The following is a 16,899-nucleotide window of genomic DNA, read 5'->3' on the forward strand; positions in this document are numbered from 1 at the left end:
AAACCATGTCCCGATTCACCGAACAGCACCTCTACATTGATGGCAAATTTGTCCCCTCTGCAGCAGGTAACACCTTCCAGAGTATCAACCCTGCTAATGGCGATGTGCTGGCAGAAGTCCATGAAGCTGAGCGTGCGGATGTCGATCGCGCCGTTGAAGCCGCGAAAAAAGGCCAGAAAATCTGGGCTGCGATGACGGCGATGGAGCGCTCGCGCATCTTACGGCGTGCGGTGGAGATCCTGCGTGAACGTAATGACGAACTGGCGGAACTTGAAACGCTGGACACCGGTAAACCGTTCAGCGAAACCCAGGCGGTAGATATTGTTACCGGTGCTGATGTACTGGAGTACTATGCCGGGCTGATCCCTTCACTGGAAGGCCAGCAGATCCCGCTGCGCGACACCTCTTTTGTCTATACCCGCCGCGAACCGCTCGGCGTGGTGGCCGGGATCGGCGCGTGGAACTATCCCATCCAGATTGCGCTGTGGAAATCGGCACCGGCACTGGCTGCGGGTAACGCCATGATTTTCAAACCCAGTGAAGTCACTCCGCTGACCGCGCTGAAGCTGGCTGAGATCTACACCGCGGCCGGCGTGCCGGATGGTGTTTTCAACGTGCTGAACGGACGCGGCGCGGTGACCGGTCAGCTGCTGACCGATCATCCTGGTATCGACAAAGTTTCCTTCACCGGCGGCGTGGCCAGCGGTAAGAAAGTGATGGCAAACGCTGCCGGCTCGACACTGAAAGATGTCACGATGGAGCTGGGCGGTAAATCTCCGCTGATTATCTTTGATGATGCCGATCTCGACCTCGCTGCTGACATCGCCATGATGGCAAACTTCTACAGCTCCGGTCAGGTCTGCACCAACGGCACCCGCGTCTTTATTCCCGCAGCGGTAAAAGCGGAATTCGAGGCCAAAATCAGCGAACGCGTGGCGCGTATCAAAGCGGGCGACCTCGCCGATCCGGCCACGAACTTTGGTCCGCTGGTGAGCTTTGCCCATCGCGACAACGTAATGCGCTATATCGAATCGGGCATCAGCGAAGGGGCTACGCTGCTGTGCGGCGGTAAGCGCATGAGCGGCGCTGAATTTGATCAGGGCGCGTGGGTTGAACCAACCGTCTTTACCGACTGCCGCGACGAAATGACCATCGTACAGGAAGAGATTTTTGGCCCGGTAATGTCCATTCTCACCTATGAGAGCGAAGAAGAGGTCGTGCGTCGCGCTAATGCCACCGAATATGGTCTGGCCGCGGGCGTGGTCACGCAGGATCTTAACCGCGCGCACCGCGTTATTCACCAGATTGAAGCCGGTATTTGCTGGATCAACACCTGGGGTGAATCCGCCGCTGAAATGCCGGTAGGCGGCTATAAGCACTCCGGCATCGGCCGTGAAAACGGCGTGATGACGCTGCAGAATTACACCCAGGTTAAATCGGTGCAGATCGAAATGACCCGTTTTCAGTCAGTATTTTAATTGAGCTTACCTGAGGAGCGACTAATGGAATTTGATTACGTCATTATCGGAGCCGGATCCGCAGGAAACGTACTGGCTACCCGTCTGACCGAAGATAGCAATGTCAACGTACTGCTGCTGGAGGCGGGTGGACCCGATTACCGCTTTGACTTCCGCACTCAGATGCCTGCGGCCCTGGCTTACCCGCTGCAGGGTAAGCGCTACAACTGGGCGTATGAGACCGAGCCGGAACCTTATATGAATAACCGCCGCATGGAGTGCGGGCGCGGTAAAGGGCTGGGTGGCTCTTCGCTGATCAACGGCATGTGCTATATCCGCGGCAATGCGATGGACCTCGACAACTGGGCCAAAGCGCCCGGTCTTGAGCAGTGGAGCTATCTCGACTGCCTGCCCTACTATCGCAAGTCAGAAACGCGTGATATCGGCGCAAATGACTATCACGGCGGCGAAGGTCCGGTCAGCATCACCACCTGTAAGCCGGATAACAACGTCCTGTTTGCGGCAATGATTGAAGCAGGCGTGCAGGCGGGTTATCCGCGCACCGACGATCTGAACGGCTATCAGCAGGAAGGCTTTGGCCCGATGGATCGCTTTGTTACGCCAAAAGGCCGCCGTTCCAGCACGGCACGCGGCTATCTCGATACCGCGAAAAAGCGTCCGAACCTGAAGATCATTACCCATGCGACCACCGATCGCATTCTGTTTGACGGCAAGCGCGCGACCGGCGTTGAATACCTTGAGGGCGGCAGTAACACCCCGAAAACGGTCTATGCGCGGCGTGAAGTACTGCTGTGCGCTGGCGCCATCGCCTCGCCGCAGATCCTGCAGCGTTCAGGTGTCGGTCCGGCAGAGCTGTTGCAGCAGTTTGATATTCCGGTCGTGCACGACCTGCCCGGCGTGGGTGAGAATCTGCAGGACCACCTGGAGATGTATCTGCAGTATGAGTGCAAAGAGCCGGTCTCTCTTTATCCGGCGCTGAAGTGGTGGAACCAGCCGAAAATCGGCGCCGAATGGCTGTTCAACGGTACCGGCGTCGGCGCCAGCAACCAGTTTGAAGGCGGCGGCTTTATTCGCAGCCGGGAAGAGTTCGACTGGCCTAACATCCAGTATCACTTCCTGCCGGTTGCCATTAACTACAACGGCTCTAACGCGGTTGAAGCGCACGGATTCCAGTGCCATGTTGGCTCTATGCGCTCGCCAAGCCGGGGTCACGTGCGGATCAAATCACGCGATCCGCGCCGCCATCCGGCCATTCTGTTCAACTACATGTCGCATGAACAGGACTGGCATGAGTTCCGCGATGCGATTCGCATTACGCGTCAAATCATCAACCAGCCGGCGCTGGATAAATATCGCGGTCGCGAAATCAGTCCGGGAATCGACTGCCAGACCGATGAGCAGCTGGATGAGTTTGTGCGTAACCACGGTGAAACCGCTTACCACCCTTGCGGCACCTGTAAAATGGGCAGCGATGAGATGGCCGTGGTCGATGGTGAAGGTCGCGTGCATGGCCTGCAGGGGCTGCGCGTGGTCGATGCCTCCATCATGCCGCTGATCATCACCGGCAACCTGAATGCGACAACCATTATGATTGGCGAGAAGATTGCGGATAACATTCGCGGTCGCGATCCGCTGCCACGCAGCACTGCCGACTACTATGTTGCCGGCGAGCGCCCGGTGCGCGGTGAGCCTGTACGGGCATAACCTCTCTGCAGGGCAGCGCAATGCTGCCCTGCTTCATACCGTCTTATCCTCGCTGTGAAACATGCCACGACGAATGCCCGATCGGACCAGCCGACACTGAAGCTGAACGAGTTAGTTAATCAACTAACAGTATGTTGTAATTATGATAGTGTGGCAGCTTCATTTTCCGCGCCTGCTGCTGCCAGAAAATGCTGCAGAATGGCATTCCGGCGCTCTCCCTGCCGGGTCACAATCGCGATTTGGCTGCCGAAGCGCAGCCGCGAAGGCGCAATTGCACGCATCTGCTGCAGCTCACACCAGCGTGCCGCATAGTGATCGGGCAGAAAGCCGATATAGCGTCCGGTTAAGATCAGAAAAGCGATACCTTCCCGGTCAGAGGCTGTGGCCGTACAGTTAAGCGACCGATGCAGGGCAGCGGCTTCCGCGCTCAGACGGTAGCCAGGCGCTATCGCTTCATAGCGATGCAGCACCGCTGGATCCGCCTCATGCGCCTGGCTGAAAAGCGGGTGCGTACTGCTGCAGTAAAGACAGGAGATCTCTTCATAGAGCGGCATATAGACCAGGCCCGACACCGGCGCGGTATAGGGCAGCGCGCCCACGTGCAGACGTCCGTCAAGCAAACCCTGCTCAATATCAGCGGCCGTAAGCATACTGATATTAATGCGGACTTCCGCACCCTTTTCGCGTAACGCTTCCAGCGCCTGCGTAATCTGCATACGCGGCTGCGTCACCAGATTATTGATAATGCCGATATTAAGTTCACCGCGCAGCTGTTTATGCATCTGATTTATTTGCTGGCGAAAATCCTCAACCGCCGCCATCAGGCTGGCGCTGTGGCGCAGGATCTCGCGCCCCTCATCCGTCAGGGCAAATCCCGCCCTTCCGCGCTGACAGAGCCGCATCCCGAGACGCTTCTCCAGATCGCTCATATGCAGGCTGATCGCCGAACGGGTAATGCCCAGCCTGCTCTCGGCAGCCGTAAAGCTGCCGCATTCGCTAACGACTTTAAACAGCCGCAGCAGACGCAGATCGAAATCGGTAACCTGCGCCAGGGTTTTAGGTTTCATTCAGGTGAGTTTTCCGCTGACTAAACTTAAGTTAATTAGCATTTAACTTAACCGATGCCTGATTGCAAACTCTGGCTATACACTCTGGAGAACCCGCCATGTCCGAACGCATAGATACCGCTTCCCTGAACCTGCAGTCGCACTGGATGCCCTCCAGCGCCAATCGTAATTTCCAGCGCGATCCGCGCTTTATCGTGGCAGCGGAGGGACGCTGGCTTACCGATGATCAAGGGCGACACATTTATGACAGTCTGTCAGGGCTGTGGACCTGTGGCGCTGGCCACACGCGCAGTGAGATCCAGCAGGCGGTAAGCCGGCAGCTCGGCGTGCTTGATTACTCCCCCGGCTTTCAGTATGGCCATCCGCTCTCGTTTCAGCTGGCAGAACGTATCACGCAGTACATGCCGGGCGATCTCAACCATATCTTTTTCACCGGCTCCGGTTCTGAAGCGGCAGACACCGCGGTAAAAATGGCGCGCGGCTACTGGCGCGCCAAAGGCCAGCCGGCCAAAACCAAACTGATCGGTCGCGCCCGCGGTTATCACGGTGTGAACATCGCCGGCACCAGCCTCGGCGGCATTGGCGGCAACCGCAAAATGTTTGGTCAGTTTATGGATGTGGATCACCTGCCGCATACGCTGCAAAGCGACCTCGCCTTCACGCCGGGTCAGGCTGAAACCGGAGGCGAGGCGCTGGCCAATGAGATGCTGAAACTGATTGAGCTGCACGATGCGTCAAACATCGCCGCGCTGATTGTTGAGCCGCTTTCCGGCTCCGCCGGAGCCATCATTCCGCCACGGGGTTATCTGCAGCGCCTGCGTGAGATCTGCACGCAGCACAACATCCTGCTGATTTTTGATGAGGTGATCACCGGCTTTGGCCGCATGGGACGCTGGACCGGCGCAGAGTACTTTGGCGTGACGCCGGATCTGCTTAACTTTGCCAAGCAGATCACCAACGGCGCCATCCCGCTGGGGGGCGTGGCCGCCAGCAGCGAAATCTATCACGCCTATATGTCACAGCCGCTGCCAGAGCATGCGGTGGAGTTTGCGCATGGCTATACCTATTCCGCCCATCCGGTCGCCTGCGCAGCGGCTATCGCCACGCTTGACCTGCTGGAAAAGGAGTCGCTGATAGCGCAGTCGGCTGAACTGGCACCGCTGTTTGAACAGCAGCTCCACGCGCTGCGCGGTTGTCCGCACGTGGTGGATATTCGCAACTGCGGGCTGGTCGGGGCGATTCAGCTGGCGCCGCGTGAAGGTGATGCCACGCTGCGCCCTTTTGAAGCGGGCATGCTGTTATGGAAGGCGGGATTCTATGTTCGCTTTGGCGGCGACACGCTGCAGTTTGGTCCGATGTTTTCTGCTCAGCCTGACGAACTTGACAGGCTGTTTAATGCGGTAAGCGATGCGCTGTATCGCCTTGCTTAAGCGATTACGCCAGCGCTTTCGCCTGCTGCAGACGGTAATAGAGCAGCGACAGTAATATCAGCAGGCAGCCGAGCATCTGCCGGGCCGACATCGCTTCGCCATACCAGAGGGCCGCCGCCAGCACCGTCAGCAGCGGTTCCAGGATCATGATCAGTGCGGCATTTGCCGCGCTGGTCATGCTCTGTCCTTTCAGCTGCAGCCAGAAGCGCAGGCTGGTCGCCAGCAGCGCGCTGGCCGCCAGCCAGCTCCAGGAAGCCAGCGTGATCTCCTGCGGCCAGCTTTCAGAGAGCAGCGACAGCACGCCTGCTACCGCGCCGGTGCAGGCGAGCTGTACCGTGGCCAGCGGACAGACAGGGACCGTCGCGGCAAAGCGGGTGGTGAAACAGAAGTAGACTGCCTGAACCAGCGCGGCGCCGAGGAACAGGAGCTGGCTCAGTTCAAAATGGAGATCCTGCCTGAGCGTCAGCAGCGCCAGCCCCGCGATGCCCACCGGCAGGGAGAGCCAGAACGCACGCGCCGGCCGGCTGCGCAGAATAACCCAGGCAAAAAGCGGCACAAACAGCATTGAGAGGCTCATAATAAAAGCCCCCTCACCCAGCGAGCGCGTGGTGGCGACGGCATAAATCCACAGCAGCATATAAGCAGACTGCAGCAGCCCGCTCATCAGAACCGGCCTGATATTCCGCAGCGTATGGCGCAGCTCGGCGGCACGGCACAGCAGCAGCAGTACCACGCTGGCCGAAAGAAAGCGCAGCGCAACAAAGGCCAGCGCGGGCATACCAGCTATCGCTTCGCGTGAGCAGATCCAGCCAAATGCCGCGATGAGCGTGGTGCTCACCAGCAGGGCATCCGCCTGACGTTGTCTGGCTATCATTTATCTCTCCGCAGCGTGCGTGTTTGCCATCAGCTCTGGGCGCTCACCAGCCGGACGGCAAAACCAAAGAACAGCATACCGGTCAGCATGTTGGCAAATTTAACCAGCCGCGTGCGGCTGCGCAGGAAGCGGACCATCACCGCGCCCGCCACCAGCAGCACGGAGTAGTAGCTGAAGCTGATAAGCTGGATCAGCGCACCCAGCGTGGCGAACGCCGGCGCGGTATGAGTGACTTTGGGGTCGATAAACTGAATAAAGAAAGAGACGTAGAACAGGATAGCTTTAGGGTTAGTCACCCCCAGCAGTACCGCACGCAGAAAGTAGTTTTCTGCTTTGACCGGCTCAGCAGGCTGCGCATCCGCGCGCTGGCGCAGTGCGCCCATGATGATTTTGATACCCAGATAAAGTAAAAACATCGCGCCCAGATAGCGCACCATCATAAAAATGTGCGGGCTGGTGCGGATCAGCGTAGCAACCCCTGCCCAGGCAAGAAAAATCAGGATCAGATCGCCTGCCATGACGCCCGCAATCGCTTTAGACGCAGCTTTCATGCCGCGGCCCATGCCGGTGCGTAAAACATAGAGGCTGTTCGGGCCGGGTAACAGAATAATCACCAGCGCACCTGCCAGAAACGTCCATAAATCGATAATGCCTAAATCTTGCAACATTAGTGCCATAGCTCCATTCGCCGCGCGTTATTCGCACGGCGTAATCATAATATTTATACCGGGTTAACCAGACGACAGCGCGACGCTGCCGCGCGCTATGTTAGCAGGTATCCCGCATAAATCGCACCTCTGTTGCGTGCGGTTGCCGTGCATGAGAAGGTCGCAGACAACAGCACGTTCGTTGCTAAAGCGGGAAGCAGACCGGGGCATCCCTGCCCGGTTATTACACTTTGCTTTCAGGCAGTACGGTCAATACCGGCTGATGCCTGCGATGAAACAGCGGATAGGCGATGCTGGTTACAACCAGACTGATAATCCATGAGATATCCACGCCCGGGATCAGTTTTGCATAGGGACCGGAGAAAAACGCATTTTCGATGAAAGGAACCTGCACCAGGATCCCGGCAAAATAGACCAGCAGCGCCTGTGTATTAAGCCGCCCATAGCGTCCTCCGTCCGCCTGAAATATGGCTGCCACGTCGTAGTGCTGTTTATTGACGTAGTAGAAGTCGAGCAGGTTGATCACAATCCACGGGATCAGTACGGCGATCAGCGCCAGAATCAGGTTGATAAAAAATGCGACAAAGTTCTGCGACGCCGCCAGCGCAATCAAAATGCTGCCTGTCAATACCAGAGCGGACACCACCAGCCGCACCGCCGCCCCCGGCGTCCAGTGCGGACGGAAGGTCTGCACGGCCGTTATCAGCGATAACACCGCCCCGTACAGGTTCATGGAGTTATGACAGATGATATTCACCAGAAACAGGATCATCAGCAGCGGTCCCAGCCAGCCGGTGGCATGACGCACCGCCATCATGGCGTCATCCGCCGGAGCAATACTGACGGCCATCATGCCAAAGACAAACGCCAGGATAGTTCCGCCGCAGGCGCCGAGGTAAGTCGCCCAGAAAGGACGGGCGATCCCCACATCCGCAGGCAGATAGCGCGAATAATCTGAGGTATAAGGTGAAAAGCTGATTTGCCACACCGCACCAATGCAAAAGGTCCCGAACCAGCCTGCCGCGCTCAGCGATCCGCGCTGCCAGAAGTCTGCCGGTAGTGGCTGCGATAGCATCAGCGTCAGTCCCAGCAGCAGGGCCGCGCCCATGATCCATGCGCCAATTTTATTGATCCGGTGAATAAAGCGGTAACCTATCACGCCGATCGCTGTTGCCAGCACGGCGCCTAAAATCGTTGCGCTCGCCACCGGCAGCGCCGGAATGACATTGTTAATTACCCGGCCCGAAAGCGAGATATTGGAGATAAAGAACCCCAGATAGATCACGGTAGTAAAACTGATTACCAGCAGCGAACCATAGCGCCCGAACTGCGCGCGGCTCTGTACCATCTGCGGAATGCCGGTTTTCGGCCCCTGCGCTGAGGTCAGCGCAAGAAAGATGCCACCAAAGAGATGGCCGGCGATAATCGCAGAGAGCGCGGAAATTACATTAAGATGAAACGTTTCGGTTGCGATCGCCCCGCTGACCACCGCCAGCGGAGCAATATTGGTACAGAACCAGAGCGTGAACAGGCTGTGCGATTTGCCGTGCCGCTCAGACACCGGCACATAATCCACCGACTTGTTCTCGATAAACGGCCCCTGACGTGATGATTTTTCCACCTTACCCTCCAGTTGAGATGCAGAATTATTATGTGTTGCAGATACATCACTGGCGTTGTCATGCCATAGCCATCCCGACGATGTGCGTCTCGTCTTCTCGCAGGAGAAACTGCTGGCGGTAAGACTCCTGATACTTAGCGATCCGGCGGGCGGGGATGTGAATGGCCAGCGCCGGAAAGGGAATTAACGCATGATAAATGGGTCGTCGATGGGCTCATCGCTGGTGCGCAGCCATACCGTTTTGGTTGTGGTGTACTCCAGCGCGGCGTCAGTGCCGCCCTCGCGCCCGAATCCTGATTTGCCATAGCCCCCAAAGGGTGCCAGCGGTGAGACTGCCCGATAGGTGTTCAGCCAGACCACACCGCTGCGCAGCTGGCGCGTGATGCGATGCGCGCGCGTCAGATTTTGCGTAAAGACGCCGGCGGCAAGACCATATTCGGTGCCGTTAGCCAGCCGCAGCGCGTCCGCTTCCCCGCTGAAAGTCAGCACCGAAAGCACCGGACCAAACAGCTCCTGCACGACACTCTCTGCTGCCGGTACGCTGCTGCAATCAAGAATAGTAGGCGGATAATAGAAGCCAGGCTTGTGAACAGGCTCATGCCCGATAATCAGCTTAGCGCCCTGCTCCAGCGTGCGGCTGACGACCTGTTCAATGTTCTGTTTCTGGCGCAGCGTGCAGAGCGGGCCAAACTGCGTTTCAGGCTGCTGCGGACAGCCGATCACAATGCTGCGCACTTTACTCACCAGCCTTTCAATAAACGCCTCTTTAATACTGGCTTCTACCAGCAGGCGCGAGCCTGCAACGCAGCTCTGACCCGAGGCTGAGAAGATCGCAGCCACCTGAGCGTTCGCCGCACTCTCCAGATCGGCATCGGCAAAAACAATAAACGGTGACTTGCCCCCCAGCTCCAGTGAGGTGCTGGCGAGATTCTCCGCGCTGCCGCGTATAATATGGCGTGCGGTTTCTGCGCCGCCGGTAAATGCGATATGATCGATAAGCGGGTGTGCGGTGAGCCGTGCACCGCACTGCTCAGCAAAGCCGGTGATGACGTTAATCACGCCGGGCGGAAAACCCGCTTCATCAATCAGTTCTGCCAGCGCCAGAAGGGGAGCCGGAGCCACCTCTGCTGCCTTCACTACCAGCGTACAGCCAGCGGCGATCGCCGGGCCGATTTTAACCGCTGACAGAAACAGCTGGCTGTTCCAGGGGATGATTGCCGCCACCACGCCCACCGGCTCACGTCTGACCCACGTTTCCATATCGGGCTTATCGATACTTAACGTGGCCCCCTCCATTTTGTCGGCCATGCCCGCGTAATAGCGGTAATACTCCGCCACATAGGCGATCTGCGCCTGCGTCTCGCGAATAATTTTGCCGGTATCCAGCGTTTCAATGCGTGCCAGCCGCGCCGCATCCCGCTCAATCAGATCGGCCAGCCGCAGCAGCAGTTTACCGCGCGCGCTGGCGGTAAGCGCGCGCCATGCCTCTGACGTAAACGCGCGGGCAGCCGCCTCCACCGCGCGGTCAGTCTCCTGCTGTTCTGCGCCGGCGATGGTTGCCCAGGGCTCTGCGGTCGCCGGATTCAGGGATGTGAACGAGGCTGCGCCGGTTACAAACTGCCCGTCAATATAGAGTTTAAACGCGTCCATCTCTCTCTCCGCTTAGTGGAATTCCGGAACGACCTGCTCAATAAAGCGCATCAGCGAAGCTTTTTTGCGCTCAAAGGTCATACCGCTGTCGAGCCATAGCGCATATTCGTCATAGCCCAGTGCTTCATAGTTTTTCAGCCGGGCGATCACTTCGTCCGCCGTACCGATAGCCAGGTTCTGGCGCATTTTTTCCGCGCTGTAATAAGTGTTAGCGGCAATCTCTTCATCACTGAGTGGCGCAATAAGCCCCTGCGTCACCGGACGCTCGTTTTTAAACCAGGCGCCAAAGTAGTGGTAGAAGCGGTTCAGCTCCTGCGCTGCCTGCTGTGCATCCGCTTCATCCGCCGCCACGAAACCGTGCTGCAGCAGCATAATTTTTAGCGGCTGCTCCGGAGCGTATTCCCGGCACGCCTCTTTAAACGTGGTAATCAGGCGCACAATCTCCTCGTCTCCCTGATGCAGCGGCGTGCACTGCACGTTACAACCCTGCTTAACGGCAAACTCATGGCTGTTGGGATCGCGGGCAGCCACCCAGATGGGGGGATGCGGCTGCTGTTTGGGTAACGGCGAGGACGTAGTGGACGGGAACTGCCAGAACTCGCCCTGATGAGCATAATCACCGCGCCAGAGCGCTTTTACTGCCGGCACCAGCTCCCGCATGCGCTGACCGGCTCCCCAGGCATCAAGGCCCGGCAGCAGACGCTCATACTCAAACGCATAGGCGCCGCGCGCAATACCCAGCTCCAGCCGTCCGTTAGTGATGATATCGGTCATTGCCGCCTCACCGGCAAGGCGAATCGGATGGGTAAACGGCGCAATAATGGTGCCGGTACCGAGGCGCACATGTCGGGTGCGGTGCGCAATATCCACCAGATTGATGAAAGGGTTCGGTGCAATGGTGAAGTTCATACCGTGATGCTCACCGGTCCAGATCGCATGCAGCCCGCCGCGATCGGCGATTTCGCACAGCGTCATCATCTCTTCGTAGAGCTTATCCTGTGCATCATCAGCCGAGACGCGCTCCATATGCAGAAACAGAGAAAGCTTCATACCACCTCCTGATGGGCTGGCACAGAGAACTGGCGCACCGAACCTTGCGCTTCATCGCCGTAATAGAGGCCATAATTACCCGCCGCATATTCACGCATGTAGCGTCCCAGCAGCGCCTGCAGCGCACCGTTAGCCACCGGTACTGCAGCCAGATCCTGCAGATCGCGCCACTCTCCCTGGTCAACTGCGGGTTGCGTACCGCCGGTGGGCTGAGCGCATAAAAAGACAATATGCTGCTGCTTTTTCTGCCGATCCTCCCACATGGAGTAGATAAAGCCCGGACTGGCGGCAATCTGCAGCGTGCTGAATACCTGCGTCAGCGTTTCATCGACGCTGCGGCCGCGCATGGTTTGTGCCGGTAGCTCATACCCCTCTGACTGCCTGACCAGCAGCACCTTACCGGCGGACTCGATAAGCGCACTGACCACAACATCCGGCCCGCTAATCAGCGACTCTGCCTGCTGATAAGGGGTAAAATAGGCGCCGCGATAGTAGCCCAGACCCGCCGTGCCGCTGGAAGCGAACTGCAGCACGTTACCAATCAGAATTGCGTGGTCGCCCGCGTCAATCACCTGATGCAGCGAACACTCAAACCAGGCCGAGCTCTCATCAATCAGCGGCGTGCCCTGCTCTCCGCGATGCCAGCTGACGCGCGCAAACCGGTCGGCAATTTTCTGCGCAAACACGTTTGACGTCTCTTTCTGCTGTTCTGCCAGAATATTGACGGCAAAATGGCGGCACTGGGTAAAATGTTCAAAGTTAGCCGAACGTTTGTCGATGCTGACCAGCAGCAGCGCCGGGTCGAGTGATACCGATGAAAAAGAGTTTGCGGTGAAACCAATCGGCTCACCTTTAGCATCCCGGGTCGTGACCACGGTTACGCCCGTCATAAAGGCGCCAAAGGCGTCGCGCAACTCTCTGCGTTTATCTGCGTCCATAAGTTACTCCTGAATAGGCTCTTGTGACGTGACGGGGGCTGCAACCGGCTCAAGGAAAGAGAGCATCTCTTGCGTGACCCGTTCAGCATCGGTCAGATTCAACATGTGTCTGGCGTTATCGATAACCACCGCCTCACCGTAAGGTGCTGCGCCGGCCATCTGGCGTGTCATTTCCGGACTGGAGTTGGCATCCAGTTCGCCCGTCATGACCAGCACCGGACAGCGCATCTCTGCCCAGCGATCGGCATACAGCGAGTCGCCTTCAGCAAACGCCTGATAGGCGCGCGCATAGCCTGCCGGGCTGACCTGCTGCAGCCACTCGCCGACTCTGTGACGCAGCGGCTGCTCCTCCGGGGTGGCGCTGAACCAGCGCTCCAGTGGCGCATCCAGCTGGACATCACCGCTTGCCAGCTCGTGAGCGCGCTGCAGGACCGCAGCGCGGGCCGCAGCTGAGCGCCTGAAGACGCCGCTCATGACGATGGCGCGGCTGACAGAGTGCGGATAATCAATTGCCAGTCCGGCGGTGATCAGGGCACCCATTGAGTGCCCGGCAACCGCAAAACGCTGCTCTGGCTGAGTGGCGAGAAAGGCTGCCAGCCAGGAAACGTAGTCGGTCAGCGTCGCGTGATGCCCGAAGCCTGTGCTGTCGCCATGCCCGGGCATATCCACTGCGATAACCCGAAAATGGCGGCTCAGTACCGCTATCTGGGGAAACCAGGCTTCCGCATTCATGCCCACGCCGTGAATCAGCACCAGCGGAGTGCCGGCTCCCGCTTCGAGATAGCTGACCTGCGCTGACGCCTCAGACAGCGGCTGGATTTTTCTGATCATGGCCAAGCTCTTTAAGATCAAGATAACGGTTACCGATGCGATGATGCGGGCGGCCGCCCAGCGCAGCGCCCAGCGCAATCACGATCTCGTCGCTGAACGGGGCATCATTGATGGTGAACTGCATGGTCAGATAATGTTCGCGCGAGCCCTCATCTTCTGTTCCCATCATCGGGACGAGAATCGGGGTGTTGGCCGGGCCGCGCGTATTGTTGAATGCCAGATAGGTTTTGCCCTGCACCGCAGAACGGTAGTGATTACCAAAATGCAGCGTATGAATCAGCGCTGAGGCGTGCTCCAGCTCGCCGTTCAGTCCGGTAACGGCACATTTGCCATAGGCGACCACGCGATCGCCGCCCCCCGCTTCTTCAACGATTAATCCGGTCAGCAATTCGCCTAATACCGGCGCCATTTCACGGATTTCTGGTGCCAGATCTTCAACAAAGCCTCTGCCAGCCCACGGATTTTTGACCACGGCTGCAGCCGCAATCATCACCAGCGGCGTGCCCGCCGCTTTGCCGCCATCGGTATACACGGTTTCAGTGGTGACGACGGTTTTACGAATATCCGGATGCATGTAAACCCCTTTCAAGTTAACGGTTTGTTAATTACTACTGGTGAAAGGGGTATAGCATCGCCACTTTTGGGATGTCAAAACATGGTATACCATCATACAGTCATACCTTAATTGCCTGCTTTTTATGCGCCAGGATGCGCCAGACGCGGTCCTGGGCCATTTTAGCGGGCTGCCAGTGCAGGTTTTAGCGGGTAGAAAATCAGCTATCGGAGTGTGACTGGCATCATAAAAGTGAAGCAGGCCAGCGCAGCGGAAAAAAATCATGTGATTGATAAATTTGCATTATTTTTAAAGCCCGCGCGGGAAAAGGGAATACTTCAGCGATAAGTGATAAAAATGTGAGCAATAACAAATTCCGGGTATGGCGGCGTCAGACGAAATCACAGCGCCGCTGAGGGCTTTATGACCTCAGACTCTGTTGCAGCCACGTCCGCGACGTTGCGTTAACTGCCGGAACAGTGCTAATAGTAAAAAAGAGCGCGCGCAGGGGGCTTCGCGCAACGGTTCTTAACGCGGGACAATAGGGAAGATCATGATTGCGATTCACTCCTTAAGGATTGAAAACACGCCGGTGACACTGCGGGAACTGGCGCTGGTCAAAGTAAGACAGGCAATCATCTCAGGCTATTTTAAAGCGGGCGATCGTCTGGTTGAACGCTCATTGTGTGATGAGCTGGGCGTCAGTCGTACCGTGGTGCGGGAAGTGATCCGTTATCTTGAAGCGGAAGGACTGATCGAAAACCTGCCTAAAAAAGGGCCTATTGTGGCGCGGCTCACCTGGGAGATTGCGCAGCAGATCTACAGCATACGTCAGCTGCTTGAATCTGCAGCTGCAGAAGATTGCGCCCGCAAAGCCACAACGGAAGATAAGCAGAAGCTGCACACCCGGCTGATGCGAATTGCCAGAGCATCTGAACATCATGACGATATTGAACGGGTTGAAGCGTCTCAGGCGTTTTATGAAACGCTGTTTTCGATTGCGGAGCATCATATCGCCTGGGAAATCGTGCAGCGGCTCAACAGCCGTATCAGCCGGCTGCGCGCCATGACGCTGCGCAGCCCTGAACGCCAGGTTGCCGGATTTGAACGTATGTCGCGTATCTGTGCAGCAGTTGAAGCCAGCGATCCGCAGCAGGCCAGAGAAGCGGTGATACAGCATCTGACGGAAGCTGCGCAGCTGGCAAAAACGATTCTGACAACGGAGGAGTAACCATGACCGCTTACTGGATAGCACACGTGACGGTGCATGATGCTGAGCGCTATCAGCGTTACCGGGATCTTGCACCGGCGGCCTTTAATAAATATCAGGCAACATTTCTCGCGCGGAGCGAGCAGGCGCTGACGCTGGAAGGCGAGAGCTATGGCCGGCATGTGTTAATCGCGTTTCCCGATTATCAGACGGCCGTGGCGTGTTACCACTCACCCGAATATCAGCAGGCGCGTGCTGCGCGTGCTGATATTGCTGACGCAACGATTGTCATTACCGAAGGATTAGCCTGAACCGGCCCGGCTGCATAAATTACTTATCTGTTCAGCAAAATTAACTCATCGAACAAAATTCGTACGTTCGCTGAAACGTTGCTATTATAGTGACGCTAAACAGCAATGCGTTGCTGACGAGAAAGTTTACCGGTTATCGTTCGCCTGCCCGCCTCGCGGGCTTTTTTTTGTCTGAAATTCAGACTTTGCCGGTCAGACGCGGGCGTTCCGGGCGAAATCCCAGTCCGATAAGACGCCCAAACAGGTGACGCAGGAACGGGTAGCGGCTGATGAACTGCGGCACTTTTGACGGCGCGCTGCGCGTGCGTTTTTTACTGCTCATCTTTATCTGCAGAAACTGCGTGGCAACCGTCGGAAACTGACGCCGCCGCTGGACTTTCTGTAGCGTTTTCAGGCTCACCCTTCCCCTGAGCAGTGAAGGCGTGAGCAGATTAGCGGTGGCCACCGCATCCTGGATAGCCAGATTCACCCCTACGCCACCGATGGGCGACATCGCATGCGCCGCATCTCCGATGCACAGCACCCCTGGACGGCACCAGCTGTCGAGCCGATCGATCCGGATCGACAGCAGGTGAAACATCTCCCAGTGCGTCAGCACCTGAAGCCGCGCTTCGCTAAAGGGGGCCACCTCAGCAAGCCGCGTAATAAACGCAGCGACATCGCCCGCTTTGAGCCGTTCAAACTCACCTTTTTCGATGGTATAGCCGCACTGCCAGTAGTCACCGCGATCGATCACAATAAAATTCTGCTTCGGTCCTTTATGGCCCATGCCGAGCGCCGGATCGTCGGGATGCTTAGGAAGTGAAAACCACAGCACGTCACGCGGTGCGCCAAAACTCTGGCTGGTCAATCCGGCTTTGGCGCGTACCTGTGAATGACGGCCATCTGCCCCGACCACAAGCGGTGCGTGAATAGTATGTCCCTGCAACGTCGTCAGGCCGGTAACCCGGTCTCCCTCTCTGATAAAGTCAGCAAAGCCGGTCTCCTGCAGCAGCGTAAAATTGTCCCAGGCGCGGGCCTTACGCGCCAGAAAATCGAGGAAATCCCACTGCGGCATAAAGGCGATAAAACGGCAGCGCACCGGCAGGCGGGAAAAGTCCGCCATGGTGATCTCTTCCCCGCCCACTTCCGCCTGCAGCTTTTCAGCCCGCTGATGCGGCAGCGTTAACAGCTCATCCAGCAGACCAAGCTGGTGCATCACTTCCAGCGTTGAAGGATGAATAGTGTCACCGCGAAAATCACGCAAAAAGTCAGCATGTTTTTCAATCACAATCACATTTACGCCGGCACGCGCCAGCAGGTATCCCAGCATCAATCCGGCCGGACCGCCGCCTGCAATACAGCAGTCAGTATGGAGAGTTTTACCGTTGTGCATTCTGTCAGTTCCGCATCAATTTACTGATAATAATTATCATTTATATAGCATGTTATAGCGGTAAGGCGAGAATCCGATGCGCTTATATGCCCGTTTAGCAATCGCAGCACTGCAATATTCTGTAAACATTAAAATAACC

The 16,899-nt window shown here is 57.3% G+C and carries 15 protein-coding genes; 5 read left to right on the top strand and 10 right to left on the bottom strand.

The genetic code is table 11. The features are described from left to right. Positions 1–5: 5 nt before the first annotated feature. The gene (gene betB, locus DBY66_RS04225) at positions 6–1,478 is read left to right on the top strand and encodes a betaine-aldehyde dehydrogenase (protein WP_071668368.1); all 1,473 of its coding nucleotides are present in this window, start codon (positions 6–8) and stop codon (positions 1,476–1,478) included. Between the two features lie 24 nt (positions 1,479–1,502). Continuing rightward, the gene (gene betA, locus DBY66_RS04230) at positions 1,503–3,182 is read left to right on the top strand and encodes a choline dehydrogenase (RefSeq protein ID WP_071668369.1); all 1,680 of its coding nucleotides are present in this window, start codon (positions 1,503–1,505) and stop codon (positions 3,180–3,182) included. 140 nt (positions 3,183–3,322) lie between these two features. Here betA and DBY66_RS04235 read toward each other — a convergent pair whose 3' ends face one another. After that, positions 3,323–4,249, bottom strand: a complete 927-nt coding sequence (locus DBY66_RS04235; protein WP_104085812.1) for a LysR family transcriptional regulator — start codon at positions 4,247–4,249, stop codon at positions 3,323–3,325. Between the two features lie 98 nt (positions 4,250–4,347). Here DBY66_RS04235 and DBY66_RS04240 point away from each other — a divergent pair, with 98 nt between their 5' ends. Next, positions 4,348–5,679 (top strand): aspartate aminotransferase family protein, encoded by a 1,332-nt coding sequence (locus DBY66_RS04240; RefSeq protein WP_040113546.1) that lies wholly within the window; start codon positions 4,348–4,350, stop codon positions 5,677–5,679. A gap of 4 nt (positions 5,680–5,683) precedes the next feature. On the opposite strand, the gene DBY66_RS04245 is transcribed toward DBY66_RS04240, so the two are convergent. The 8 genes from DBY66_RS04245 to DBY66_RS04280 all read right to left on the bottom strand — a co-directional run bounded on the left by DBY66_RS04245 (position 5,684) and on the right by DBY66_RS04280 (position 13,885). Next, positions 5,684–6,550 (bottom strand): DMT family transporter, encoded by an 867-nt coding sequence (locus DBY66_RS04245; RefSeq protein WP_071668429.1) that lies wholly within the window; start codon positions 6,548–6,550, stop codon positions 5,684–5,686. 32 nt (positions 6,551–6,582) lie between these two features. Further along, positions 6,583–7,221 carry a leucine efflux protein LeuE gene (gene leuE, locus DBY66_RS04250; protein WP_040113891.1) on the bottom strand — a complete coding sequence of 213 codons (639 nt, stop codon included), beginning with the start codon at positions 7,219–7,221 and terminating at the stop codon, positions 6,583–6,585. 223 nt (positions 7,222–7,444) lie between these two features. Beyond that, entirely contained in the window at positions 7,445–8,842 is a 1,398-nt protein-coding gene (locus DBY66_RS04255) for a cytosine permease (RefSeq protein ID WP_071668371.1), read from the bottom strand. Positions 8,843–9,025: 183 nt separating this feature from the next. Next, positions 9,026–10,492: an aldehyde dehydrogenase gene (locus DBY66_RS04260; RefSeq protein WP_040113550.1), complete on the bottom strand. Its 1,467-nt coding sequence runs from the start codon at positions 10,490–10,492 to the stop codon at positions 9,026–9,028. Between the two features lie 12 nt (positions 10,493–10,504). Then, entirely contained in the window at positions 10,505–11,542 is a 1,038-nt protein-coding gene (locus tag DBY66_RS04265; RefSeq protein ID WP_040113552.1) for an LLM class flavin-dependent oxidoreductase, read from the bottom strand. Next, positions 11,539–12,480 carry a flavin reductase family protein gene (locus DBY66_RS04270; RefSeq protein WP_108569836.1) on the bottom strand — a complete coding sequence of 314 codons (942 nt, stop codon included), beginning with the start codon at positions 12,478–12,480 and terminating at the stop codon, positions 11,539–11,541. Before DBY66_RS04270 ends, DBY66_RS04265 begins: the two co-directional genes overlap by 4 nt. Positions 12,481–12,483: 3 nt before the next feature. Further along, positions 12,484–13,311, bottom strand: a complete 828-nt coding sequence (locus DBY66_RS04275; RefSeq protein WP_071668374.1) for an alpha/beta hydrolase — start codon at positions 13,309–13,311, stop codon at positions 12,484–12,486. Next, positions 13,283–13,885, bottom strand: coding sequence for an amino acid synthesis family protein (locus DBY66_RS04280; RefSeq protein ID WP_108569835.1), 603 nt, complete (start codon positions 13,883–13,885; stop codon positions 13,283–13,285). The genes DBY66_RS04275 and DBY66_RS04280 overlap by 29 nt, the downstream gene beginning before the upstream one ends. A gap of 532 nt (positions 13,886–14,417) precedes the next feature. Between DBY66_RS04280 and DBY66_RS04285 the strand changes: the two genes are divergently transcribed. Next, positions 14,418–15,095, top strand: a complete 678-nt coding sequence (locus DBY66_RS04285) for a GntR family transcriptional regulator (protein ID WP_040113561.1) — start codon at positions 14,418–14,420, stop codon at positions 15,093–15,095. Positions 15,096–15,097: 2 nt separating this feature from the next. Next, entirely contained in the window at positions 15,098–15,385 is a 288-nt protein-coding gene (locus DBY66_RS04290) for a DUF1330 domain-containing protein (protein WP_040113562.1), read from the top strand. A gap of 178 nt (positions 15,386–15,563) precedes the next feature. Here the strand turns inward: DBY66_RS04290 and DBY66_RS04295 are convergent, their stop codons facing one another. Next, positions 15,564–16,760, bottom strand: a complete 1,197-nt coding sequence (locus tag DBY66_RS04295; RefSeq protein ID WP_108569834.1) for an FAD-dependent oxidoreductase — start codon at positions 16,758–16,760, stop codon at positions 15,564–15,566. Positions 16,761–16,899: the final 139 nt, after the last annotated feature.

This window comes from Pantoea sp. RIT413, from assembly GCF_003057675.2.
Classification (GTDB): Bacteria; Pseudomonadota; Gammaproteobacteria; order Enterobacterales; family Enterobacteriaceae; genus Pantoea; species Pantoea eucrina.